This is a genomic window from Streptomyces sp. NPDC050732, from assembly GCF_040654255.1.
Lineage (GTDB): Bacteria > Actinomycetota > Actinomycetes > Streptomycetales > Streptomycetaceae > Streptomyces.
The window spans coordinates 12,601-37,495 of the sequence record NZ_JBFAHP010000034.1; the positions used below are offsets into that span (position 1 = coordinate 12,601).

A 24,895-nucleotide genomic window follows, 5' to 3' on the forward strand; every position below is an offset into this window, starting at 1 on the left:
AAGTTGTCAATAGGTTTCGGCGCGCCCCGCGTAAATCGCCGGTAACAAGTGGCCGCAGGGCAAGACAGGACGTCCGGTTGAGGAGGGAATGCGCGTGAAGTCGTCTCGTATCGTGGACACGGCGACCGACGGCAGGGAAGCGGTCGTCGTCCTCGACGGCCGGGGAATGATGGTCGCAGACGTCGTACGCCTGGCCGAATCGGGCGCCCGGCCGGTGCCCGCCACCGACGGCATGAAGCGCGCCGAGAACTCCTGGAACGCCGCGCGGGAGATCGCCGCCTGGGGCCGCGTCTACGGCCGCTCCACCGGAGTCGGCGCCAACCGGAATGAGGACGTGCCCACCGAGGCGGCCGCCGATCACGGCCTGCGACTGCTCCGCTCGCACGCCGGAGCCATCGGCGCCGAACTCCCGGCCCGGCAGGTCCGCGCCATGCTCGCCGTCCGCGCCAACCAGCTCCTCGCCGGCGGCGCCGGCCTGCGCCCGAGCGTCGTCACGGCGCTCTGCGAAGCCCTGGAGACCGGCGCGTACCCCACGGTCAACGAATTCGGCTCGGTCGGCACCGGCGACATCGCCGCCCTCGCCCAGCTGGGCCTCGCGCTCGCGGGCGAACACCCCTGGCGGGGGAGCGGGGCGCCCCCGGCACCCCAGCCCCTCGACAACAACGACGCCCTCGCCCTGATCAGCAGCAACGCCCTCACCCTCGGCCAGTCCGCGCTCGCCCTGCACGAACTGCGCGGCCTGATCGGCGCCACCCAGGTGGTCGCCGCGCTGTCCCTGATGGCGGTCGACGGGTCGTACGAGGCGTACGCGCTGCCCGTCCACGAGGCGCGCCGCCACCCCGGCTCCTACGCGGTCGCCGAGCGCATGCGGCGCCTCCTCGGCGCCCCCGACCGGCCCACGCCGCCCCTCGGCCGCATCCAGGACCCCTACGGCTTCCGCTGCGTGCCGCAGATCCACGGGCCCGCGCACGACGCGGCGGACGCCCTGGAGGAGGTCCTCGCCGTCGAGATCAACGCCGCCGCCGAGAACCCCCTGATCTCACCGGACGATCTGGCGGCCTACCACCACGGCGGCTTCTACCTCGCCCAACTCGCCCTGGCCCTCGACCACTTCAGGCTCGCGGTGACCCAGGCGGCCCGCCTGTCCACCTCGCGGCTCTCCACGCTCAACGAACCGGCCTTCACCCGCCTGCGGCCCTTCCTCGCCGACGGGGAACCCGCCTCGTCGGGCGTCATGATCCTCGAATACGCGGCCGGGGCCGCCCTCGGCGACCTGCGGGCCTTCTCCGCGCCCGCCTCCCTCGGCCACGCGGTGCTCTCCCGCGGCGTCGAGGAGCAGGCCAGCTTCGCCTCGCTCGCCGCCCGCCAGACCCTGCGCGCCTGCGCGGCGTACCGCATGGTGGTGGGCTGCGAACTGGTCGCGGCCGTAAGGGCCTTGAGACAGCGCGAGCTGCGCCTCGACCCGGCGACGCCGCTCGCCCGCGCCTTCGCACTCGCCGACTCCGTGCTCGAAGCGGAGATCGCGGACCGGCCGCTGACGGATGATGTGACGGCGGCGGCGGGACTCCTCGACCGGTTCACCCGGCTCTGGTCGGAACTCGGCGCCGGGACGACTGCGGGTACGGACATCCTGAGGGGGACGGCATGACTGACAGCCCTGCCGCGCGACTGCAAGTGCTCTTCGAGGGCCACCGGCTCACACCCACCCAGCGGCGCATCGCGCACTGCATGGTGCGCAGGGCCGCCGACGCGCCCTTCCTGTCCAGCGTGGAGCTGGCCGAGCTCGCCGGGGTGAGCCAGCCCTCGGTCACCCGCTTCGCCGTCGCCCTCGGCTTCGACGGCTACCCGGCCCTGCGCAGGCACCTGCGGGACGTGGCACCCCCCGAGACGTCGGCCAAGACCCTGGCGAACGAGTACCAGCAGGCCGTCGAGGCGGAGATCGAGAACCTCCGGCACCTCGCCGAGGTCCTCGCCGACCCGGCACCCGTGGAGCGGGCCGGACGGCTCCTCGCCGCATCCCGGCCCCTGCCCGTCCTCGGACTGCGGGCCGCCGCCTCGCAGGCGTACGGCTTCTCGTACTTCGCCGCCAAGGTCCACCCCGACGTGCGGCTCCTCGACGAGGGCGGCACGATGCTGGCCGACCGCGTCGACGCGGCGGTCCGCGCGGGCGCCACCGCCCTCCTCTGCTTCGCGCTGCCCCGCCACCCCCGCGAGGTCGTCGACGCGCTCGCCTACGCCCGGTCGGCGGGCCTGACGGTCGTCACCGTCGCCGACTCCGCGTTCGCCCCCGTGGCCGCCCACTCCGACCTCCTCCTGCCGGCCGCGGTCGGCACGGGCCTCGCCTTCGACACGGCCTGCGCACCGATGCTCCTCGGCCGGGTCCTCCTGGAGGCGATGTGCGACGGCCTCCCCGACGCGCAGGCCCGCCTGGAGGAGTTCGACGTACGGGCGGCGGCGCGGGGGCTGTTCGTGGAGTAGGCCGTGTGCCTGCGACGGGCACGGGCTACGCCTTGGGCACCGAGAAGCGGAAGAGCTTGCCGGACCAGGTGGCGTACAGGTGGTCGCCGACCACATGCGCCGTCCAGGTTCCGGAGCCGCCGGTGGCCCGGTGGTGCCAGACCCGCTCGCCGGTGTCGGCGTGGAAGGCGTACAGGCCCTTCGTGCCCGCGGCGAGGAAGAGTCCGTGCAGCGTGCCCAGGAAGTCGAGGCCGGCCAGGCCGGCCCCCGCCGTCCAGCGCTCCGCACCGGTCCGTGCGTCGAGCCCGTGCAGGACCTTGTCGTCCAGGTGGCAGACGGTCGCACCGGCGCGGGCGTAGCCGCGGTTGCCGCGGGCGGCGGTCCGCACCGACCACAGGGTCCTGCCCGACGCCGGGTCGAAGGCGGCGAGCAGGCCGCGGGTCGAGCCGCTGAAGCCCGTGCTCGGATAGCAGAAGAGGGTGCCTTCGAGCAGCCTCAGGGAGCTGTCCCAGCCGAGGATCTCGGCGTTCGTCGGCGGGAGTTCGGTGGGTTCGCTCCAGCGTGTCCGGCCGTCCTCGGGGTCGAGGGCCAGCAGCTTCATCCCGGCGTCGATGCCGTAGAGGACCTTGCCCTTCTCCGGCGGGTGGAGGGCGACGAGGTCCTTCGCCCAGACGCGTTCACCCGTGTCCCTGTCGAGGACGGAGTAGCCCTTGAGCAGCGCGCCCGGTGTCGTCTTCGACGCGCCGCCCCAGACGAGCGGCGCGCCCGCCGGAGTCGTGCCGAGCGCCATGCTCACGTCTTCCTCGTCGCGTGCGGTCCACCGCTCCTCCCCGCTCGACGCCTCCAGGGCCCGGAAGCGTCCGCCGCTCGTGGTCATGACCAACTCGCCGTCGGACTGCCACAGTTGTGGCGCGTTCCCGCCCGTCGGCGGCGCGTCCCACAGCTTCTTTCCCGACCGGCCGTCGAACGCGTGCACCTTGCCGTCGGTACGGACCGTGTAGACGCGCTTGTCGTCGGCGAGGGCGTCGGTGTTCTGGCCGCCGAGGTCCTTCCACAGGAGCTTGCCGGTGGTCCGGTCGAAGCAGGCGCCGGAGGCCTTCTCGGTGCACAGCAGCGTGGACCGGGTCACCGCGCGCAGGAACATCGCGGGCCGCGGAAGCTCCTTGGTCCAGTCGAGCTCGGGCGCGGCGGCCGTGTCCCCGCCGTCCCCGCCGCGTGAGCGCAGGAACCAGAAGGTGCCCCCGGCCGCCGCGGTCACGGCGAGCGCGCCGCCGCCGGCCAGCAGCCGCCGGCGACTGAGCAGCGGGCCGCGCAGCGCGCCCTGCAGCGTGCGCTGGTCCTCGGTCACCTGGAGCTCGACCGCGCCGAGCCAGCCTGCGGTCGTCTCCGGACGCAGCCACGCCTGGAGCTGCCCGACGGTCGGGCGGCGGGCGGGATCCTTGTCGAGACAGGCGGCGACGATGCCGAGCAGGTGGGGCGGTACGCCGGTCAGCTGCGGCTCTTCGTAGGCGGCCCGGTAGAGCAGGGCGTGGACCGCGCCGGTGCCGAAGGGCGGAGTGCCGGTGGCGGCGAAGGCGAGCACGGCACCGAAGGCGAACACGTCGGACGCGGGCGTGAGTTCGAGGCCCCGCGACTGCTCGGGCGACATGAAGCCGGGGGAGCCCGCGACCTGGCCCTCGGCGGTGAGCACCGTCCCGTCGACGGCCCTGCTGATGCCGAAGTCGATGACCCGCGGGCCGTCGAGGGTGAGCAGGATGTTGGACGGCTTGAGGTCGCGGTGGATGAGCCCGGCCCGGTGGATCGCGGCCAGCGCCTCGGCCAGGCCGCCGCCGAGCACGCGCAGGGTCGGCTCGGGCATGGGCCCGTGGGCGTCCAGGGCGTCGGTGAGGGAGGGTCCCGGGATGTACGCGGTGGCCAGCCACGGCTGCGGCCCCTCGGGGTCGGCGTCGACGACCGGCGCGGTGAAGGCGCCGGAGACCGCGCGGGCGGCGTCGACCTCGGCCTTGAAGCGGCGGCGGAAGTCGGGGTCGGCGGCCAGTTCGGGGCGGACGACCTTCACGGCCACCGCACGGCCGCTGCGCGACGCGGCGAGGTGCACCCGGCCCATGCCGCCCGCGCCGAGCTCCCTGATCACCCGGTAGGGGCCGATGTACGAGGCGGGGGCGGCGGCTGCCTGCGGGGGCGGTGGGGGCGGCGCGGACGGCGTCGGTCCTGCGGGCGCCGGCGAGGACGGCGGCATGGGCGGTGTCGGCGGGATGGTCACGAGGTGTCGCTCCGGAAGGCGTGGAGGGTGGTCGCGGACGCGGCGAAGAGGGTGCCGCCGGAGATCTGCAGCAGCCAGTCGGCCTTGCCCGCCTCTTTGGTGCCGGACGGCTGGTGCGCCCAGAGGGGCTTGCCGTCGGAGGCGCGCAGGACGACGAAGCCCGGCACGTCACCGGTGGCCCACGTGGCGATGGCCACCACGGACGACGAGACGGTGGGCCCCTCGGACTTCGCGCCGCCCGGGGTCGTCAGGCGCACCGGGCTCGCGGTGTGCCACACCTGCTCACCGCTCCGCGTGTCCAGGGCGAACGCGGTGCCGGGACCGTCGTAGAGATAGGCCCGCTCACCGCGGACGCTGGCCGCGCTGATGGTGGTCGTCTCGTTGACGGCGGTCCACAGCTTCTTGCCGTCGGTGACGCGGAAGGCCTGCGCCTTCGTGCTGGTGACGAGCAGGGTCCTGCCGTCGGTGGACAGGTGGGGGTAGGCGCCGGGCTTGACGACGTCCGGGACCTTCCACCGTTCGGCACCCGTGCGCAGGTCGAGGCCGCGGAGTGTGCCGTTGTCCTGGAGGAAGCAGCGGCTCCCGTGGGCGTACGCCTGGAAGTCGCTGCCCTTGATCCTGCGCGACCACAGCACCTCACCCGATCCGAGATCGACCGCGAGGGCCCCATAACCCTTGTGGCCGCTGATGCCGAGGACCGCGACCGAACCGGCGACGGACAGGACGTCGTCGACGAAGTCGGCGGACTGGGCGTCGGCGCCCTGCTCGGTGATCGTGTGGCTGAACTTCTGCCTGCCCGCGGCGTCGACGCCGAACAGATAGCCGCGCTCGCCGCTCCAGGCGGCGGCGAACAGCAGCGGTCCGCGCACACCCAGCCACTTCGGGTCGGTCGAGACGTCGGAGGGCATGCGCAGCGAACCCGTCCAGCGCTTCTTCCCCGTCGCGGTGTCATAGGCGGTCGCGTGCTGCTGGTCCCAGTGCACCAACGTGTCGCCCAGCAACTGCAGTCGGGCGCTCTGAAGCTTCTTCAGCGGGACCGACCACCGGGGCTTCGGGCCGGCCGGGACCTTGGGCTCGGGCCGTCCCGTGCTGCCCGCACTGCCACTGCTCCGGGCCGGGTCCTTGCCGTCGTGCGAACGCCACCCGGCCAGCGCCGCGGCCCCGCCGCCCGCAGCGACGGTGGTGCCGGCCGCGGCGATCCACAGGAACCTGCGGCGACTCGGCCCCTTGTGGGCGGTGGCGAACGGGTCGACGGGCGGCGCGAGGGACGCGATCGGCACGGGCGGCGCGGAGACCAGGACGGCGGCGTGGGCCCCCCGCCGCGCCAGGTCCTCCCGCAGCCCCTCAGTGAGCAGCGCGGCTGGGTCGGCGGGCCCCAGCGCGGCCAGCACCGACGCGGCGGACGGCCTCAGGGCCGGATCCTTGCCCAGGCAGCCGCTGACCAGCGGCACCAACGCCGCCGGTACGCCGTCGAGCCGGGGCGGGTGGTGGACCGCCCGGTAGAGGATCTCGGCCGTCCCGCCGGAACCGAAGGGGCCGTGCCCGGTCGCCGCGAAGACCAGGACGCAGCCCAGCGAGAAGACGTCCGCCGCGGGGTCGGCCTCGCGGCTCGACACGATCTGCTCGGGCGCCATGAACCCGGGCGTCCCCACCACGGCGCCCGTCCGCGTCACCTGCGTGGCGTCCACCGCGCTGCTGATGCCGAAGTCGATGACGCGGGGCCCGTCCTCGGCGATCAGTACGTTGCCGGGCTTGAGGTCGCGGTGGACGATGCCGGCGTCGTGGATGGCGAGCAGCGCCTCCGCGAGTCCGGTGCCCAGGGCCCGCAGGCCCGCCTCGGACAGCACTCCGAAACCGCGTACGACGTCGTGCAGCGACGGAGCGGGGACGTAGGCGGTGGCCAGCCAGGGCTGTGGGGCGTCCGCGTCCACGTCGAGCACCGGCGGGGTGAAGAAGCCGCTCACGCGCCGGGCCGATGCGGCCTCGCGCCGGAAACGGCCGCGGAAGTCGGGTGCCTCGGCGTACTCGGGCCGGATGACCTTCAGGGCGACCAGCCGCGACCCCGGCGACCTGGCCAGGAAGACCCTGCCCATGCCGCCCTCGCCGAGGAGCTGGAAGACCTCGTAGGGGCCGATCCGGGCGGGGCTCCCGGCGGGGCTCCCGGCTGTGGGGTCGCCGCTCACGTAGGGATGTGTGTGCACGTCGTCGCCGGGGCGGTCAGCTCAGCGAGCCGAGCACGTCACGGGCGGCGGTGACGACGACGTCCTCCGCCTGCTTCCGGGTGAGGTCGGAGGTGTCCTGGCTGTAGACGAGGTCCACACTGAGCGAGGCGTTGCCCTCGCGGACGACCACCTTGGCGTAGGTCAGGGACCCGCCCAAGGTGTCGACGTGGTGGGCGGCGAAGGCCTCATCGCCGAGCCCGCTGACGGAGTGGGGGTCCTCCACCTTCCCAGCGACCGCCCTGAGAACGCCCCGCTTCTTGAGGTCGTACTGGCCCTTGACGCTCGGGCCGACCGTGAGGTGCACGTCCAGGCTCTGATAGCGGTTGTACTCGGCGGGCGCCCACCTCGGCATCCTGCTCATCATCGTGGGCAGGTCCTTCTCGTCCATCAGACCGGGCGTGCACGTGCCGCCGGGCGCGATCCTCTCGATGGTGGCCGCCTTGATCAGGTCGCAGCCCTTGGGCACCTTGGTGAACGCCTTGTCCGCCGACGGTTCCTTCGGCTCGGCGGCGCCTCCAGGCCCGCTTCCGGGCGCACCTCCGGGAGCTCCCGGCTTGGCCGACTCGCTGCCCTTGTCGTCGTCCCCCGACGTGGCCACGACCACCACGCCGACGACCAAGGCGGCGACGAGCGCCGTGGCGCCGCCGATCAGCCAGCCGCGCGAACGGCCGCCGCGCGGGCCCGGGCCGCCGGGACCGCCGGGCGGAACCGGCTGCGACCAGGCCGAGGGCGCGCCCGGCGCCTGCGGCGGCACGGGCGGCGGCGCCTGGCCGGGCATGGGGGGCGGCGCCTGCCCCGGCATCGGGGGCGGTGCCTGGCCGAAGCCCTGGCGGGGATCCACCTGAGGGTTCTCACTCACGGAACAGCTCGCTTCCTCGACCGGGACCGGACATGACCCGCCGCACCTTCTCGCGAGACACTGCAATGCCGATGAAATCCTGCTGAAGCAGAGGATTCGGCTGGGAACCACAGGGACCACGGGGGGAGTTCGGGGTGGGCACGCACACGGCGGGCACAGCGAACACAACAGGCGCAACGGGCGAGGCGAGTACGACAGGGACGGAGGGCGCCGGGGACCGGTTGCACCTCGCCCTGCTCGGCCCGGTCGGCGCCCACCGCGGCGAGGTGCCGCTCGACCTCGGGCCCGTGCGGCGGCAGGCGGTGCTTGCCGCACTGGTCCTGCGCGCGGGCAAACTCGTCACCCGGCAGCAACTGCTCGACGACGTATGGGGACTGGAGCCCCCGGGCACGGGCCACCGGGTCCTGCCCAGCTACGTCTACCCCCTGCGCAAGACGCTGGACGTGCCCGGCGCAGGACCCACCGCGTCCGTGATCCGCGGCGAGCGCGGCGGCTACCGCTTCGTACCCGGCCAAGCCCGCACGGACATAGCGGAGTTGGCGGCGGAGACGGGCGCGGCGCGCGGCGCGAAGGCGGCGGGTGACCTCGCCGCCGCCCTCGACAGCTGCACGCGCGCGCTGGCCCTGTTCCGCGGGGAGCCGTTGGCCGGCCTGCCCGGACCGCTCGCGGACGCCGAGCGGCAGCGCCTCGTCCGGCTGCGGCGCACCCTCCACCAGGAGCGGGCGGAGTGCCTGGTGCTCCTCGGCCGGTACGCGGACGCCCTGGACGAACTGCTGGCGGCGCCGACGGCACGGCCGCACGACGAGCCCCTCGCCGCCCTGCGCATGCGCGCGCTCTACGGCAGCGGCCGGCAGGCCGAAGCGCTCGCCGCCTACCGGGAGACCCGGGACCGGCTCCGCGCCGAGCTCGGCGTGGAGCCCGGCGACGAACTCCGCCGGACACACCAGGCCGTACTCCGCCGAGACGACGGCCTGCTGCTGGGGCGACCTCCGGCACCCCGGTCCGGGGCCGCTCCGGCACCGGGGCCCGTGCCCCCGCCCGGCCCCGGGCGCCACAACGAACTCCCCGGCGACACCACCTGGCTCGTCGGGCGGGAGCCGGAACTCGCCCTGCTCACCGAGCCGGTGGCGCCCGGCTCGGTCTCCGTCGTCGCCGTGGACGGCACGGCGGGCGTCGGCAAGACCGCGTTGCTGGTCCGCGCCGCCTGGACGCTGCACGACCAGTACCCGGACGGCTGCCTGTTCGTGGACCTGCACACGCACGGCGCCCCGCACGAGAGTCTGCGCCCGGAACGCGCCCTGCACCGGCTGCTCCGTGCCGTCAACGCCGGCGACGACGAACTGCCCGACGAGCTGCACGAGTTGGTGGCCGCCTGGCGCGCGGCCACCAGCTCCCTGCGGCTGCTCCTTGTCGTGGACGACGCCCGCAGCGCGGAACAGGTGCGCCCCCTGCTGCCCGCAGGCCCGGGCAGCCGGGTCCTCGTGGCCGGCCGCCAGCGCCTGCCCGGCCTCGACGCCGACCGGCGGCTCACCGTGGAGCCGCTGGACACGGGCGAGGCGGTCACCCTGCTCACACGCCTCCTCGGCGAGACGCGCGCCGAACAGGAACCCGAGGCGGCGCAGGAGCTCGCCCGCCGCTGCGGCGGCCTCCCGCTGGCGCTGCGGATCGCCGGGGCCCGGCTGCAGAACCGCCCGTCCTGGACGCTGGCCCACCTGGTCGGCCGGATGTCGGACGACGAGCGCCGCCTGGGCGAGCTCCGGGCGGAGGACCGCAGTGTGGAAGCGGCCTTCCGGATGTCGTACGACCTCCTCGCCCCCGAACTGCGCCGCGGCTTCCGGGCGTTGGGGCAGTCACCGACCGCCGAGTTCGACGGCCTCACCCCCGCCGTCATGCTGAGCCGCCCGCTCCAGGACACCGAGGACCTTCTGGAGCGCCTGGTCGACGCCAGCCTGTTGCAGCAGCCACGGCCCGGCCGCTACCGGCTGCACGATCTCGTACGCGACCACACGCGCCGCCTCGCCGCCGCCGAACCGGCGGAGGCCGCCGCGGACCGCGCCGCCGTCCTGCACCTCTACACGGCCGCCGGGCGCATCGCCAGCGACTGGGGCCCCGAGGGCTTCCCGACCGGCCCCGACGTCTCCGGCTCCCCCTTCCCGGACTGGCGGGCAGCCGACGCGTGGCTGGAGGCCGCGGGCGGCCAGCTCCTCGACGTGGTCGCTTTCGCGGCGGCCACCGGGCAGCGCGACCACGCCTGCTGGATCGCCGAGTCCCTGGTCGACCCGCTGGTCCGCCAGGGCCGCTACCACGAGTGCCGCTCCGCCCTGGAGCTCGCGCTGTCCGGCGCCGACCTGGCCGACGACCGGCGGATGCCGTCCTCCCTGCGCAACTGCCTCGCCATCGCGGACATCTACCAGGGACGCTTCCACCAGGCCCACGCCTGGTGCACCGACGCGCTCCGCCTCGCCCGCCACCAGGGCGACCTGCGCGAACAGGCCCGCGCGACCGCCGGGATGGGTGGGGCGGAGCGTGCGCTCGGCCGCTTCCCTGAGGCGGCCGCCCACCTGGGCGAGGCCATGGAGATGGCGGCCCGGCTCGACGACGACTGGCTGGCCGGGATGTCGAGCTGCAACCTCGGCGCCCTCCACGACCAGCAGGGTCGACACGAGGAAGCACTCACGTACTACGCCACGTCCCTCACCTTCGCCGAGAAGATCGGCCGCCCCCGGATGATCAGCAAGACCCTGTGCTTCACCGCGGAGGCCCATCTGTCACTCGGCCGGCACACCGAGGTCAAGGACCTCGCGCGGCGCGCGGCGGAGCTGGCCCAGGAGGTCGGCGACCTGCAACTGCGCGCGACGAGCCTGTCCCTGCTCGGTGCCGCGGAACACGGCCGCGGGAACCTGCCCCTGGCCATCACGCTCCAGCGGGAGGCCCTGGCCACGCTCACCGAGCACACCAGCAGACCCCTGGAGACGCAGGTCCGCCGCAGGCTCGCACACACCTACGCGGCGGCGGGCCACCCGGCCGAGGCTGAGGAACAGCTCCGGGCGGCCCGCTCCCTGGAGGCCTGACCCGGGCGGGGTTATGACACAGGCTCTGAGGGTGCCGGTGGTCGTACGGGCCGGGGCGGCGCCCCTGTGGTGGCTCGGGGTGCTGGGCGCGGGCATCGGCGTACTGCCCGCCGGGCTCACCGGCCGCCGCATCGGCGTGCTCACCGGCGCGGCCCTCTTCATCGTCGTGGCCGTCGTCGTCGCGTACTCCCGCGGGAAGCGGTACGACGCCCTCGCCCGTGAGGCGACCCGCGCCGGGAAGTACGACGTGCTGCAGAGCCGGTCCGTGACCGTGCGCAACTGGCGGCGCGGCCCTCGCGGGCGCGGGAGCGGGCCTGTGGCTGAAGACGGCGCGCCTCGGCCGCCGCGAACAGGACGACGACGTACTCCTGTGGGTACGCGTCGACTGGCTGGGGCGGCGCGCGGGCGCCCCCGCGGGCAAGCCCGTCAAGGGCTACCGCAGCACCGGCATCGCGGCCGGCGACGCGGCCCCGGGCGGCGCCCGGCAGCCGGTCAGACGTCGAGTTCCGCCTCGATGCGCATGAGCTGGTGCCGGGCCATGGCCAGATTGGACCGGCCCTTGTCGAGGGCCAGGTACAGGAACAGGCCGTTGTTGTTGCGCCCCTTGATCAGACGGATGAGGTGGTACTGCGAGCCGAGCGAGATGAGGATGTCCTCGATCTCGTCCTTCAGGCCCAGGAGTTCCATGGTGCGGAGCTTGGCGCGCACCACGTCGGTGTTGCCGGCCGCCGCCACGGACAGGTCCAGGTCCTTGCCGCCGCCGATGGTGCCCAGGGCCATGCCGCTCGTGTAGTCGACCAGGGCCGCTCCGATGACTCCCTCGATCGAGGTGGTCGCTTCCTTCAGTGCTGTTTCCGCGTTGGTCATGGTGCGTGCGCTTCCTTTCCGGCTGCCGGGTGTCCTTGATGACGAAGGTGATGAGGCGGATGTAGGGGACATGGGTCAGGTGTTCTCCGCTCGTGCGACGGCGGCGTCGACCAGTTCTCCGATGAGGACGCTGGAACGGCGGGCCTCCAGATGCAGCCGGCCCACGTTGACGCGGGGCTCGGCGAGCAGGGTCAGGACGGCCGAGGAGCCGGCCGTGTAGGTGGCCACGTAGCCGTCCTCGCCGCGGATGAGCAGTTCGCGGAAGCCCCCCTGGTGGGTGGCGTCGGACAGCCGCAGGGCCACCCCGAGTGCCGCCGCGGTGAGCGCGCAGACGCCCTCCGCCTCCACGTCCGCGGCGTCCTGCGCGAGCAGAAGCCCGTCGACGCTGGCCGTCAGGGCGCCCCTGAGCTGCGGGATTCTGGTCCGCAACCGTTTCAGCTCACTGAGTACGTCGGCTTCGGCAACCATCAGGTGTCTCCTCCCGGGGCGCTTCCACAGCGCGAAGACCTTCACGACGACCGGAGCCGTGCCGGGTGAGCGGAACGGCTCTTCACAGGCTTGCCTCAAGACCGTCACGGACCTTGCGCAGCAGGGCGATGTCCGGTTCGGAGTCCGCGAGGGCCGGGACGGGAAGGGCCACCGAGGGGGAGTCCCGCGCCCGCGGCGGCTCCACGAGTCCGGCGGCGGCCAGCCGCCCCACCTCGATCAGGGTGTGGAAGGACGGACGGCCCAGGGTGCGTGCGATCGCCGCGGGTGTGCGGACGCCGTCGGCAAGGCGCAGCAGGGCGCGCTGGCGTCCGGTGACGGTCTGGCCGGGCGCCGGAGGGCGCGGCACGACCGGAGCGGCATCGACGTCGACGGCGTCGTCCCGGCAGGACCAGACGCTGTCCAGGAGGGCCCGGCGGCGCCGGGTCTCCCGCTCCACGGCCTCGGCCGACACGGGGCGCAGCCGGCCCAGCCAGTGCGCGACGCCGTAGCGGAACCGGGTGGGGCCGCTCGCCGGGCCGAGGACGAAGAACGCGGCGTCGAACAGCGCGCCGAGGTGGCACAGCTCCAGCTCCCCCGCGGTCACCTGCCCGCTGTCGACCAGATGGCGCCCCACCTCGTGCCGGGTCCCCGCCTGGGACAGGGCCTCCTGCCAGCCGTCCGGGGGAAGCACCCCGCCGGCCGTGAGCAGCACGTCGATGCCGGGGGCCAGCGGGCTCTCCGCGTGCGCCACGCGCCCCTCGACGAGGTAGAGGACACCGTGGTCGCGCAGCAGGGCGCCGGTGGCCCGCTCCCCGGCCAGGCGCATCAGCATCGGGGAGGTGGCGGGCCCGGTGATCCGCATGGCCGTCACACCAGCACCAGGCGTACGGAGAGGTCACGCAGCCGCATGCGGGCGAGCGCGAGGTTGCCCGTGTGCCGGTCGAGCCAGAGGTAGAGGAAGACGCTGCTGTCGAAGGTCGTCTCGACGAACCGGATCAGATGGAAGCCGGTCCGGGTGGTGAGCATGAGGTCCTCGACGGGCAGCCCTTCACGGCCTTCAGGGGCTACGCGGTCGGAGAGCGGGGCGAACGCCTGGTACTCGGCCGCCGCCCGCGCCACCTCCGCGGTCTCCGCGGCGGTGGCCTCGTGGTCTCCGTTGGGCGAGTCGCCGACCGAACCGAGGGAGAGCCCACTGGTCCAGTCGACGATCGCCGCGCCGCGCGCGCCGGGCAGTGTCATCGCGGTGAGCAGACACTCGTCGATTCCGGGCACGCGGTTCCCCTTCCCCCAGGGCGGTACCGGACGGCAGCGCCGTCCGGTGTGAGGAAGGTACGCAGGAAGGGTGGAGTTTCCGGGGGTACTGGCACCTTCCGGTGGAACATGCCCGAGGCCGACGGGACCGGTGCCAGGACTGTTCGACGTCACGACCACGCCTGACCGAGTGCGTCACCCGCATGACCGCGCCGTCCCCCGACCGGGTGCCGGTACGCCCGCCGGATCAGTACGCCCGCCGGGTCAGTCCTCGCCCCGCGCCTTCAGGACCGCCTTGTTGACCCCCCACAGTGCGATGCCGATGGCGATCAGGACGCCGGCCCGGATGTAGACCTCGGCGGGCCGGTCCGCGAGGGGGCTCGCGAGGATCAGGGCCGTGACGGCGCCGAGGACCGGCAGGACGGTAGGCGTACGGAAGTGCTCGTGCCCGACGGGGTCGCGGCGCAGGACGAGCACCGCCACATTGACCACCGCGAAGACGCACAGCAGCAGGAACGCCGTCGTGTCGCCGAGCCCCTCGATCTCACCGGTCGACACCAGACCGATGGCGAGCAGCGAGACGAAGACGATGCCGACGACGGGCGTACGGCGCTTGGCGAGGACGCGGCCCATGGCGCGCGGCAGGATGCGTTCGTTGGCCATGCCGTAGCAGAGCCGCGAGGCCATCATGATGTTGATGAGCGCCGAGTTGGTGACCGCGAAGAGGGCGATGAGGGCGAAGAGTTTGTGCGGGAAGTCGACGCCGCCGGCCTTCACGACTTCCAGCAGCGGGCCGCTCGACCCTTCGAGGGTCTTGGAGTCGACGAGGAGGGACGACACGAGCGCCACCAGGACGTAGATCGTGCCGGTCACCGCGACGCCGATGAAGATCGCGCGCGGGAAGGTGCGGACGGGGTCCTTCGTCTCCTCGGCCATGTTCACCGAGTCCTCGAAGCCGACGAAGGCGAAGAAGCCGAGCGCGGTCGCTCCCAGCACGCCGGTCATCAGGGCGTACGCGGTGCCGCCCCCCGCCTCGAACTCGGTGAGGCGCGAGGGCTCGCCGTCCCCGGACAGCACGGCGTACGCACCGATGGCGAGGATGATCGCGAGGCCGGTCAGCTCGACGAGGGTGAGGACCACGTTCGTCTTGACCGACTCCGAGACGCCCCGCAGGTTCAGCGCGGCGAGCAGCACGATGAAGGTGATGGCGATGAGGGTGGGCGGCAGCGCGTCGCCCGTCAGCTCACCGAGATAGTCCCCGCTGAAGGCGCGGGCCGCCGCGCTCGCGGACGAGAGCCCCGAGCACATCACCATGAAGGCGATGATGAAGGTGAGGAACGGCGTCTTGAACGCCTTCTGGGTGTAGAGCGCGGCACCGGCCGCCTTCGGGTACTTGCCGACCAGTTCGACGTACGAGGCGGCCGTCAGGATCGCCACGACGAACCCGATCGCGAACGGCAGCCACAGCGCGCCGCCGACCTTCCCCGCGACCTTGCCTGTGGTGGCGTAGATGCCGGTGCCGAGGATGTCGCCGATCACGAAGAGGATCAGCAGCTTGGGGCCGATGGCACGGTGCAGCGCCGGCTCTTCGGCCGGTGGTGGTGCGGTGGCGGACGTATCCGATGTCGTCACAGGAGCCTCCCCCGGGGTTCAGGACTGAAGAGGACTTGCCCGTGATCCAGATCACTATGCGTGTGGGCCTCGACGGTTCTACGGCCCCTGTGCGGGGGGCGCCGCCCCCTCAGGGGCGCGGGGAACTGCGCGACCAGCCACCGACGGCCTGCGGTGGCGAACGGTCCGGGCCCCCCAGACGCGTCTGCCTGCGGCGGCTTCTTGGCGGGTGCGGGCCTTTTTGGGCTGAGCGCGCAGTTCCCCGCGCCCCTGACGGGGCCGTCGGCCCCGGCGGGGCTGTCTTTCAGGGGCGCGGGGAACTGCGCGACCAGCCCCAGCGGGCCCGCGGTGGCGGGCGGTCCGGGCTTCGCAGACGCGTCTGCCTGCGGGGGCTGCCGGGCGGGTGCGGGCCGTCGCGGGGCGCTCGCGCCGTTCCCCGCGCCCCTGACGGAGCGCCCCGCGACGGGCGGGTCAGAGGTGGCGCAGTGCGTCGCGTTCCGCGCCGCCCCCCGCCTCCGCCACGATCTCGTCCAGCGTCTGCGGCTCCCGTGCGACCGCGAAGCGGATCTCGTCCGCGTGGGCGGAGAAGCCGTGGACGCCGGGCCGGGCGAGGCTGTTGTACGAGTAGTGCTGCGCGAAGTAGTACGCGCCGGTGTCCAGCGCCGCCACATGGTCCCCCGCTTCGAGCAGCGGCAGCGGGCGGTTCTCCGCGAGCAGGTCGCCCGCGAAGCAGGCGGGACCCGCGACGTCCTGCCCGACGGCGGGCCCGCTCTTGGGCCGCCCCTTCGCGTCGTACGCGGCGATCCGCAGCGGCCAGGACGCGGGCGCGTACACGGTCCGGGTCGCCACCTGCACGCCCGCGTGCGTCACGGCGATGGGCCGGCCCCCCGCCCGCTTCGCGTACTCGACGCGGGCGAGCACCGTGCCGTGCTTGGCGAGCAGCGAGCGGCCGAACTCGGTGACGATGCCGTACCGCCCGTCGAGCAGCCCCGGCACCCGTGCCTTGAGGCGGCGTGCGTACTGCGCGTGCGTCGGGGTTTCGTCATCCGAGCCGAAGTTGACGGGCAGTCCGCCGCCGATGTCGATCGTGTCGATCTGCCGCCGCCCGGCGCGTTCGTTGATCTCCTCGGCCAGTTCGTACGCCGCCGCGACGCCCCGCACCATCATCTCCAGGGGCATGCCCTGCGACCCGGAGTGCGCGTGCAGGCGGGTCACCCACGGCCGGTCGAGGCAGGCCCGGATCACCCAGTCCCTGGCGCCGTCGTCGAGCAGCGGCACACCGAACTTGGAGGTGGCCGTCGCCGTCGAGAGGGCGCCGATCGCGCCGCCCCCGATCTGCGGGTTCACACGGATGCCGACGGGCGAGCCGGTCGGCGCCGACCGGGTCAGCGCGTCGATGCGGGCCAGCTCCTGCGGGTTGTCCGCGTTCACGGCGATGCCGAGCGCCAGCGCCTCGCGCAGTTCGGCCGGGGTCTTGGCGGGCGAGTCCAGGACGGTGTCGGCGGGCGGTATCCCGGCGGCGCGCGCGAGGGCCAGCTCGCCGGGGGACGCCACCTCGGCGCCGATCCCCGCCGAGCGCAGCAGCCGCAGCACCGGCACGAGCGGGGTCGCCTTCACCGCGAAGGCGTGCAGGACGGGCGTGCCGGGCGGGGTGACGGCGTCGAAGGCGGCGCGCAGGGCGGCGGCGCTCGCCCGGATGCCGGCGACGTCGAGCAGGCCCACGACGGGTGCGGCGGGTCCGACGACGCCCTGCTCGACGGCGGCGCGGACGGCCTGGTCACGGCGGGTGGCGGCCTCGGCGCCGGTACCGGTGCCGGTGCCGGTGGGGAGGACCTGGGTGGGCTGCGCGTCGTCCGGTGTCTGTGTCTGCTGCGCGTCGTCCTCGTCGTGAGCCATGTGATCCATGTGATCCAGCCAATCATCCGGGCCGGGCCCCCGCTGGCGTACTCGCGCATTCGTTCGCTATTGACTAGCCCTATTCAGCGGCCCAGGATGTGAATAACAAGTTCACAGCGGCAAGTCCACACCAGCAGGATCACGCTTCGAGGAGGCATCGCCATGTCAGGACCCCGCCCCGTACGGGCACCGCGCGGTACGGAACTGAGCGCCCTGGGATGGCAGCAGGAAGCCGCCCTCCGCATGCTGCAGAACAACCTCGACCCCGAGGTCGCCGAGCACCCCGACAAGCTCGTCGTCTACGGCGGCACCGGCAAGGCGGCCCGCGACTGGCGCTCCTTCGACGCGATGGTGCGCACGCTGAAGACCCTCAAGCAGGACGAGACGATGCTCGTCCAGTCCGGCCGCCCCGTCGGCGTCATGCAGACCCACGAGTGGGCGCCGCGCGTCCTCATCGCCAACTCCAACCTGGTGGGCGACTGGGCGAACTGGGAGGAGTTCCGCCGCCTGGAGCAGCTCGGCCTCACCATGTACGGCCAGATGACCGCGGGTTCGTGGATCTACATCGGCACGCAGGGCATCCTCCAGGGCACGTACGAGACGTTCGCCGCCGTCGCCGCGAAGAAGTTCAACGGCACCCTAGCCGGGACCATCACCCTCACCGCCGGCCTCGGCGGCATGGGCGGCGCCCAGCCGCTCGCCGTCACCATGAACGACGGCGTCGCGATCTGCATCGACGTCGACCCGCGCGCCATCGAGCGCCGCATCGAGCACAAGTACCTGGACGTGAAGGCGGACTCCCTGAAGCACGCGCTCCAGCTGGCCGTCGAGGCCCGCGACCAGCGCAAGCCGCTCTCCATCGGCCTCCTCGGCAACGCCGCCGACCTGCTCCCGCGCATGCTCGCCGAGGGCGCGCCCATCGACATCGTCACGGACCAGACCTCCGCCCACGACCCGCTCTCGTACCTGCCGAGCGGCGTCGCCTTCGACGAGATGCAGGCGTACGCCACGAAGGACCCCGCGGGCTTCACCACCCGCGCCCGTGAGTCCATGGCCCAGCACGTCGAGGCGATGGTCGGCTTCATGGACGCGGGGGCCGAGGTCTTCGACTACGGCAACTCGATCCGTGGCGAGGCCCAACTCGCGGGCTACGACCGTGCGTTCGCCTTCCCCGGCTTCGTCCCCGCCTACATCCGCCCCCTCTTCTGCGAGGGCAAGGGCCCGTTCCGCTGGGCGGCGCTCTCCGGCGAGGCCTCCGACATCCACAAGACGGACAAGGCGATCCTCGACCTCTTCCCCGAGAACGAATCGCTGCACCGCTGGATCAGGATGGCGGGCGAGCGCGTCCACTTCCAGGGCCTCCCCGCCCGCATCTGCTGGCTCGGGCAGGGCGAGCGCGACAAGGCGGGCGACATGTTCAACGACATGGTCGGCAACGGCACCCTCGCCGCGCCCCTCGCGATCGGCCGCGACCACCTCGACTGCGGTTCCGTCGCATCGCCGTACCGCGAGACGGAGGCCATGCTCGACGGCTCCGACGCGATCGCCGACTGGCCCCTCCTGAACGCCATGGTGAACGTCGCCTCAGGCGCCTCCTGGGTCTCCCTCCATCACGGCGGCGGCGTCGGCATGGGCCGCTCCATCCACGCGGGCCAGGTCTCGGTCGCCGACGGCACGAAGCTCGCGGGCGAGAAGATCCGCCGCGTCCTCACCAACGACCCCGGCATGGGCGTCATCCGGCATGTGGACGCCGGGTACGACATCGCCGAGCGCGTGGCGGACGAGCGGGGCGTGCGGGTTCCCATGCGGGAGGGTGACGGCGCGTGACCGGCTCTCGGACCGTGGGGGCTGGTCGCGCGCACGCGGCGGAGCCGCCAATGTCACGGCCCCGCGCAGCTGAAGGGGCGCGAGCCCCCGGGTTTCTCGAAATGTGGCGGGACCTGAAGCCGATCGGCAGGGACGCCGGTACGCGCGGATACCGCCGCTACGCCTGGACCGGCGCGGACTCCGACTGCCGCGCCTGGTTCAAGGCGCAGACGGATACCCGCGGCCTGACCTACGAACTGGACCGCAACGGCAACCAGTGGGCCTGGCTCGGCGACCCGGCGGCCGGCGACGCCGTCGTCACCGGCTCCCACCTGGACTCGGTGCCGGACGGCGGCGCCTTCGACGGCCCGTTGGGCGTCGTGTCCTCGTTCGCGGCACTGGACGAACTGCGCGACCGAGGCGTCGAGTTCACCAAGCCCGTCGCCATCGTCAACTTCGGCGACGAGGAGGGCGCCCGCTTCGGCCTGGCCTGCGTGGGGTCGAGGCTCGCCGCGGGACAGCTCACCGTCGAGGCGGCGCACAGGCTCCGGGACGGCGACGGCGTATCGCTGCCGCAGGCGATGGAGGCGGCGGGCTACGACCCGTACACCATCGGCCCCGACCCCGAACGCCTCGCCCGCATCGGCGCGTTCGTGGAGCTGCACGTCGAGCAGGGCCGAGCCCTGGACCTGTCCGGCGACCCGGTCGGCATCGCGTCCGCCATCTGGCCGCACGGCCGCTGGCGCTTCGACTTCCGCGGCGAGGCCAACCACGCGGGCACCACCCGCCTCGTCGACCGCCGCGACCCGATGCTGTCCTACGCGGAGACGGTCCTGGCCGCCCGCCGAGAGGCCGAACTCGCGGGCGCGGTCGCCACCTTCGGCAAGATCTCCGTCGAGCCGAACGGCGTCAACGCCATCCCGTCCCTCGTCCGCGGCTGGCTCGACTCCCGCGCCGCCGACCAGGCGACCCTCGACACGGTCGTCACGGGCATCGAGAAGGCGGCCCGCGCGTACGCGGACCGGCACGGCATCGACCTCGACGTCGTCCGTGAGTCCTTCACACCGGTCGTCGAGTTCGAGGACGCGCTCCGCGACGAGCTGGGCGCGATCCTCGGCGCCCGCGCCGAGCGCCCGCTCCCGGTCCTCGGCACGGGCGCGGGACACGACGCGGGTATTTTGTCCGGCTCGATCCCCACCGCCATGCTGTTCGTACGGAACCCCACGGGCGTCTCGCACTCCCCGGCCGAGCACGCCGCGGAGGACGACTGCCTGGCCGGGGTGACCGCACTGGCCGACGTACTGGAAGGGCTGGCCTGCAAGTGACGACGTACTGGCTGGAGCACGCCTGGCTCGGCACCCATGTGGAGCCGGGCGTGGCGGTGGAGGTGACGGGCGACCGGATCACGGCCGTCCGCAAGGACGTCGCGGCGCCCCCGCCCGGCGCGACGGTGCTGCGCGGCCTGACGCTCCCCGGCCTCGCCAACGCCCACTCCCACGCCTTCCACCGGGCGCTGCGCGGCACGGTACAGGTCGGCTCCGGCACGTTCTGGACGTGGCGGGAGGTCATGTACTCGGTGGCGGACCGGCTGACACCGGAGACGTACCACGCACTGGCGCGGGCGGTATACGCGGAGATGGCGCTCGCGGGCATCACGACGGTGGGCGAGTTCCACTACCTCCACCACGCCCCCGGCGGCATCCCCTACGCGGACCCCAACGCGATGGGCGAGGCGCTGATCCAGGCCGCCGCCGACGCGGGCGTCCGCATCACGCTCCTCGACACGGCGTACGTGGCGTCGGGCCTCCTCGACGAGCGGCGGGGCAAGCCGCCCAACCGCCACCAGCTCCGCTTCTCCGACGGTACGACGGAGGCGTGGGCGGAGCGCGTCTCCGCCCTCAAGGACCGCGCGCACGCCCGGATCGGCGCGGCCATCCACTCCGTACGGGCCGTACCCGCACGGCAGTTGGGCACGGTGGCGGAGTGGGCGTCGGCCCGACAGGCGCCGCTCCACGTCCACCTCTCCGAGCAGACGGCGGAGAACGACGCGTGCCAGGAGGTGCACGGCTGTACTCCGACACGCCTCCTCGCGGACCACGGCGTCCTCGGCCCCCGCACCACGGGCGTCCACAACACGCACCTGACGGAGGAGGACATCGGTCTGCTCGGTGGCACGACGACGGGCACGTGCATGTGCCCGACGACGGAACGCGACCTGGCGGACGGCATCGGCCCCGCCCTCCACCTCCAGCGGGCGGGCAGCCCGCTCTCCCTGGGCAGCGACAGCCACGCCGTCGTCGACATCCTCGAAGAAGCCCGCGCCATGGAGCTGAACGAACGCCTCCGCTCGCATACGCGCGGCCACTGGACGGCGGCGGCCCTGCTGCGCGCGGCGACGGCCGACGGGCACGCGGCGCTCGGCTGGCCGGACGCGGGCACCATCGAGCCGGGAGCGCTCGCCGACCTCACGACGATCGCCCTCGACTCGGTCCGCACGGCGGGCCCGGTCCCGCGTCTGGCCGCCGAGACGGCGGTCTTCGCGGCGACGGCGGCGGACGTCCGCCACACGGTGATGGGGGGCCGTGATGTGGTGCGGGACGGTGTCCATGTGTCGGTGCCCGATGTCCCGTCGGCGCTGACGGAGGCCATCGCGGCGCTCAGAGACTGACACTCAGAGACTGACACGTGGCCCTGGTCCGGCCAATTCCGGGCTCCCCAGCCCCCCTCCCACCCCGGAGACCCTGATGCCCACCACCCTCATCACCAACATCGCCAGCCTCGTCACGAACGACCCGGCGCAGGGCGACGGAACCCCCCTCGGCCTCCTCACGGACGCGGCCGTCGTCCTCGACGGCGAGACCATCGCCTGGGTGGGCCCGGCAGCCAAGGCCCCGGTGGCGGACGACACGTACGACGCCGAGAACCGCGCAGTGATCCCCGGCTTCGTCGACTCCCACTCCCACCTCGTCTTCGCGGGCGACCGCACCCAGGAGTTCAACGCCCGCATGTCGGGCCGCGCGTACGAGGCAGGAGGCATCCGTACGACGGTCGCGGCGACCCGGGCCGCGACGGACGCCGAACTCGAAGCGAACCTCACCCACTACCTCCACGAGGCCCTGCGCCAGGGCACGACCACCTTCGAGACGAAGTCGGGCTACGGCCTGAACACGGAGGACGAGGCCCGCGCCCTGCGCATCGCGGCGCGCCACACCGAGGAGGTCACGTTCCTCGGCGCGCACATCGTCTCCCCGGACTACGCGGAGGACCCGGCGGCCTACGTGGACCTGGTCACGGGCGAGATGCTGGACGCGTGCGCGCCCCACGCCCGCTGGATCGACGTGTTCTGCGAGAAGGGCGCGTTCGACGGCGACCAGGCCCGCGCGATCCTGACGGCGGGCAGGGCGAAGGGCCTGCACCCCCGCATCCACGCGAACCAGCTCTCGTACGGCCCCGGCGTGCAACTGGCCGTCGAGCTGGACGCGGCGAGCGCCGACCACTGCACGCACCTCACGGACGCGGACGTGGACGCCCTCGCTCAGGGCAACACGGTCGCCACGTTGCTCCCCGGCGCGGAGTTCTCCACCCGCGCCGAGTGGCCCGACGCCCGCCGCCTCCTGGACGCGGGCGCGACGGTCGCCCTCTCCACGGACTGCAACCCGGGCTCGTCCTTCACGTCCTCGGTGCCGTTCTGCATCGCCCTCGCCGTACGGGACATGGGCATGACCCCGGACGAGGCGATCTGGTCGGCCACGGCGGGCGGCGCGGCGGCCCTGCGCCGCACGGACATCGGCGTCGTCCGCGAGGGCGCCCGCGCGGACCTGGCCCTCCTCGACGCCCCGAGCCACGTCCACCTGGCGTACCGGCCGGGGGTGCCGCTGGTCGCCGAGGTGTGGCAGCGGGGCAGTCGTCGTCGAGTTACAGCGGATGGGTGATTTCCCGCCGAGGGCCTCTCTCGTTGAGCGATCCGTCGAGCGATCGCCGGAGTGTTCCGCTCCGGCGCGAGAAGAGGAGAACTCCGTGCGTCGAATGAGTATGGCCCTGGCCCTCGCGGTGGCTGCCGGCGGAATCGGCATGTCGGCGGCGACCGCCCAGGCCGCCCCCGCCGCCCCCCACCAGGGACCCCCCTGGCCCTACGCGGCCTGCCTCAAGGCGACCGCCGACAAGGGGGAGAGCCCGGCGCAGGGCAAGTGGCACTGTGACCAGCTGGTCCGCAAGGGCTGGGTCAAGCCGCCGACCCGCTGACGGCCAACGGCTATCGGCTAACGGCTTTCGGGGGGCCACCTTTCGCGGGTGGCCCCCCGGCCTGTGTACTCCAGAAGGCGAGGTTGTGCTCCCGGTAGTAGTCGACGGGCCCGATCCGGTGCGGCGCCAGTGACTGTGTGTGGGGCCGGTTGACATGGTGGTCCGGCCGGTAGGACGGCCAGGCGGGCAGACCGGCGGCCCCCGGCGCGCCGGTACGGGCGAACGCGGCCCAGTAACCGCTCATCGCCGCCGTAAGGCGCCGCTGCCCCGGGGTGAACTGCGGCTCGGCCGTCTCGTCCTCGAACAGGTACGGGATGTCGCCCGCGTGGAAGGCACCGAAGTCGAAGTCGCCGGGCAGCGGCAGGAACATGGGCGCGTCGCGGTCCGCGAACTCGTAGGCGTACACCGGGACATGCCGGGCCAGCGCGTCATGCTGGGCGTGCGTGCCGCGAGCCCACATGCGGTCGGTGACGACGGTGGCCCACGCGAGCGCGGGGGAGGGGAACGCGGCCGTGGGGTACTCGGCCCGCACCCGCTTCGCCGCCGCCTTGCCGAACGCGGTGCGCAGCGCCCGCCCGTAGTCGGCCTCGGTGAACTTCCTGCCCACCGCGTCGTACATCATCCCGACGAACGTCCGGTGTTCGTCGAGCGTCGCGCCCGACAGGACGGGCACGCGGTGGAAGCGTCCGGCGCGCAGGGCCTTCGGGGGCAGCTCGGGCAGGGTGGGGTTGCCGTATCCGAAGGCCTGAAAGGCGTTCATGATGTGCGGCACCTTGAGGATCGTCTTCACGGGCAGGGCGCGCAGGCAGGCGAGCGTGCGCTGCGGGCGGCCACGGTCCCGGCAGCCGAGGGCCGAGGTCATCTCGGTGGTGATGTCCTCCATCTCCCGTCCCGTCCGCCACACGTACCACGGATATCCCGGCACGCCGGGGCCCATCGCACCGGCCGGCATGTCCATCACGGCCTCGCCGCTCGCCATGACGGCACGGTGGAACAGGCCCTTGGACGCGGGTGACGTCAGGTGTCCGGCCACGGCGGACGCACCGAACGACACACCGGCCACGGTGACGTTGCCGGGGTCGCCGCCGAAGGCCCGCGCGTTGTTCCGTACCCAGGTGAGGGCGGCACGCTGGTCCTGGAGTCCGAAGGTGCCCGCCCCCTTCAGACCCGGCAGGGCGAGACCGCCGAAGACGCCGAGCCGGTAGTTGACGGTGACGACCACCAGGCCGCGCCCGGCCAGCCGGCGCCCGTCGAAGAAGCCGCCCCCGCCCACGGTGCCGTCCCCGTGGATCCACACGAGGACGGGCGCGGCCCGCCGCGGGTGCCGGTCCGCGGCCGGTGGCGTCGTGACGTTCAGGGCCAGGCAGTCCTCCTCGGTGCTGGAGATCTGCGCGTACGCGGAGGGCACCTGCGGGCACAGCGGCCCGGGCTTCGTGGCGTCCCTGACCCCCTTCCACGGCTGTACGGGGCGGGGCGGCGCCCAGCGGTGGCGTCCCTTGGGGGCGCCCGCGTAGGGGATGCCCCGGAAGACGCGGTGCGGGCCCGACCGGGCGCCGCGGACGAGACCGGCGTCGGTACGCACGATCTCGCCGGTGCGCGGCGCCTCGGAGCCGGGGCCGGGTTGTGCCACGGAGGCGAGTGGGGCGGACAGCAGCGCGGTGAACGTCAGGACGGTGGCCGTCAGCGCGAAGGCCGCCCGGCGGGGAGCGTGGGGAATGTGAGGTGCGTGCGGAGGGTGGGGTGGGTGGGGGGCTCTGCGATGGATCACGACGGAAGCCTTCCTCGTGGGTGCCTGTCCCGGCGCGCGGACGCACCGAAGACGACCTGAACGAGGCGCGGGTCCGGTCGGACGGGCCCGCGCCCTGCCACGGGGCAGGCGCGT

18 protein-coding genes and 1 pseudogene are annotated in these 24,895 nt (G+C 73.5%); 9 read left to right on the plus strand and 10 right to left on the minus strand.

The window, feature by feature from the left end; genetic code table 11:
• Positions 1–88: 88 nt before the first annotated feature.
• Positions 89–1,648, plus strand: a complete 1,560-nt coding sequence (locus AB0H82_RS27655; protein WP_362997325.1) for an aromatic amino acid ammonia-lyase — start codon at positions 89–91, stop codon at positions 1,646–1,648.
• Positions 1,645–2,478, plus strand: a complete 834-nt coding sequence (locus AB0H82_RS27660; RefSeq protein WP_362997327.1) for a MurR/RpiR family transcriptional regulator — start codon at positions 1,645–1,647, stop codon at positions 2,476–2,478. The genes AB0H82_RS27655 and AB0H82_RS27660 overlap by 4 nt, the downstream gene beginning before the upstream one ends.
• A gap of 25 nt (positions 2,479–2,503) precedes the next feature.
• On the opposite strand, the gene AB0H82_RS27665 is transcribed toward AB0H82_RS27660, so the two are convergent.
• The 3 genes from AB0H82_RS27665 to AB0H82_RS27675 are packed head-to-tail and all read right to left on the minus strand — an operon-like array spanning position 2,504 to position 7,801.
• Positions 2,504–4,720, minus strand: a complete 2,217-nt coding sequence (locus AB0H82_RS27665; protein ID WP_362997329.1) for a PQQ-binding-like beta-propeller repeat protein — start codon at positions 4,718–4,720, stop codon at positions 2,504–2,506.
• Positions 4,717–6,903 carry a PQQ-binding-like beta-propeller repeat protein gene (locus AB0H82_RS27670; RefSeq protein ID WP_362997331.1) on the minus strand — a complete coding sequence of 729 codons (2,187 nt, stop codon included), beginning with the start codon at positions 6,901–6,903 and terminating at the stop codon, positions 4,717–4,719. The genes AB0H82_RS27665 and AB0H82_RS27670 overlap by 4 nt, the downstream gene beginning before the upstream one ends.
• A 34-nt stretch (positions 6,904–6,937) precedes the next feature.
• Positions 6,938–7,801, minus strand: a complete 864-nt coding sequence (locus tag AB0H82_RS27675) for a hypothetical protein (RefSeq protein ID WP_362997333.1) — start codon at positions 7,799–7,801, stop codon at positions 6,938–6,940.
• A gap of 134 nt (positions 7,802–7,935) precedes the next feature.
• Between AB0H82_RS27675 and AB0H82_RS27680 the strand changes: the two genes are divergently transcribed.
• Positions 7,936–10,872, plus strand: coding sequence for a BTAD domain-containing putative transcriptional regulator (locus AB0H82_RS27680; RefSeq protein WP_362997335.1), 2,937 nt, complete (start codon positions 7,936–7,938; stop codon positions 10,870–10,872).
• A 13-nt stretch (positions 10,873–10,885) separates the two neighbouring features.
• Positions 10,886–11,396 (plus strand): annotated as a pseudogene (locus AB0H82_RS27685) (hypothetical protein).
• On the opposite strand, the gene AB0H82_RS27690 reads toward AB0H82_RS27685, so the two are convergent.
• The 6 genes from AB0H82_RS27690 to AB0H82_RS27715 all read right to left on the minus strand — a co-directional run bounded on the left by AB0H82_RS27690 (position 11,365) and on the right by AB0H82_RS27715 (position 16,974).
• Positions 11,365–11,739: a hypothetical protein gene (locus tag AB0H82_RS27690; protein ID WP_362997338.1), complete on the minus strand. Its 375-nt coding sequence runs from the start codon at positions 11,737–11,739 to the stop codon at positions 11,365–11,367. The pseudogene AB0H82_RS27685 and the gene AB0H82_RS27690 sit on opposite strands and share 32 nt — an antisense overlap.
• 75 nt (positions 11,740–11,814) lie before the next feature.
• Positions 11,815–12,207 carry a roadblock/LC7 domain-containing protein gene (locus tag AB0H82_RS27695; RefSeq protein ID WP_362997340.1) on the minus strand — a complete coding sequence of 131 codons (393 nt, stop codon included), beginning with the start codon at positions 12,205–12,207 and terminating at the stop codon, positions 11,815–11,817.
• Positions 12,208–12,289: 82 nt separating this feature from the next.
• Positions 12,290–13,069, minus strand: coding sequence for a transcriptional regulator (locus AB0H82_RS27700; RefSeq protein WP_362997342.1), 780 nt, complete (start codon positions 13,067–13,069; stop codon positions 12,290–12,292).
• A 5-nt stretch (positions 13,070–13,074) separates the two neighbouring features.
• Positions 13,075–13,479: a hypothetical protein gene (locus tag AB0H82_RS27705; protein WP_362997344.1), complete on the minus strand. Its 405-nt coding sequence runs from the start codon at positions 13,477–13,479 to the stop codon at positions 13,075–13,077.
• Positions 13,480–13,722: 243 nt separating this feature from the next.
• Positions 13,723–15,090: an APC family permease gene (locus AB0H82_RS27710; RefSeq protein ID WP_362997346.1), complete on the minus strand. Its 1,368-nt coding sequence runs from the start codon at positions 15,088–15,090 to the stop codon at positions 13,723–13,725.
• A gap of 450 nt (positions 15,091–15,540) precedes the next feature.
• Positions 15,541–16,974, minus strand: a complete 1,434-nt coding sequence (locus tag AB0H82_RS27715; RefSeq protein WP_362997348.1) for a diaminopimelate decarboxylase — start codon at positions 16,972–16,974, stop codon at positions 15,541–15,543.
• A 153-nt stretch (positions 16,975–17,127) separates the two neighbouring features.
• Between AB0H82_RS27715 and hutU the strand changes: the two genes are divergently transcribed.
• The 5 genes from hutU to AB0H82_RS27740 all read left to right on the plus strand — a co-directional run bounded on the left by hutU (position 17,128) and on the right by AB0H82_RS27740 (position 23,013).
• The gene (gene hutU / locus AB0H82_RS27720; RefSeq protein ID WP_362997350.1) at positions 17,128–18,792 is read left to right on the plus strand and encodes a urocanate hydratase; all 1,665 of its coding nucleotides are present in this window, start codon (positions 17,128–17,130) and stop codon (positions 18,790–18,792) included.
• A gap of 50 nt (positions 18,793–18,842) precedes the next feature.
• Positions 18,843–20,096 carry an allantoate amidohydrolase gene (locus AB0H82_RS27725; protein ID WP_362997352.1) on the plus strand — a complete coding sequence of 418 codons (1,254 nt, stop codon included), beginning with the start codon at positions 18,843–18,845 and terminating at the stop codon, positions 20,094–20,096.
• The gene (locus AB0H82_RS27730; protein WP_362997452.1) at positions 20,087–21,439 is read left to right on the plus strand and encodes a formimidoylglutamate deiminase; all 1,353 of its coding nucleotides are present in this window, start codon (positions 20,087–20,089) and stop codon (positions 21,437–21,439) included. The genes AB0H82_RS27725 and AB0H82_RS27730 overlap by 10 nt, the downstream gene beginning before the upstream one ends.
• Before the next feature lie 76 nt (positions 21,440–21,515).
• A complete protein-coding gene (gene hutI / locus AB0H82_RS27735; protein WP_362997354.1) occupies positions 21,516–22,703 on the plus strand; it encodes an imidazolonepropionase in 1,188 nt (395 codons plus the stop codon).
• Between the two features lie 85 nt (positions 22,704–22,788).
• Positions 22,789–23,013 carry a hypothetical protein gene (locus AB0H82_RS27740; RefSeq protein ID WP_362997356.1) on the plus strand — a complete coding sequence of 75 codons (225 nt, stop codon included), beginning with the start codon at positions 22,789–22,791 and terminating at the stop codon, positions 23,011–23,013.
• A 10-nt stretch (positions 23,014–23,023) separates the two neighbouring features.
• Here AB0H82_RS27740 and AB0H82_RS27745 read toward each other — a convergent pair whose 3' ends face one another.
• Positions 23,024–24,781 (minus strand): carboxylesterase family protein, encoded by a 1,758-nt coding sequence (locus AB0H82_RS27745; protein WP_362997358.1) that lies wholly within the window; start codon positions 24,779–24,781, stop codon positions 23,024–23,026.
• Positions 24,782–24,895 lie beyond the last annotated feature (114 nt).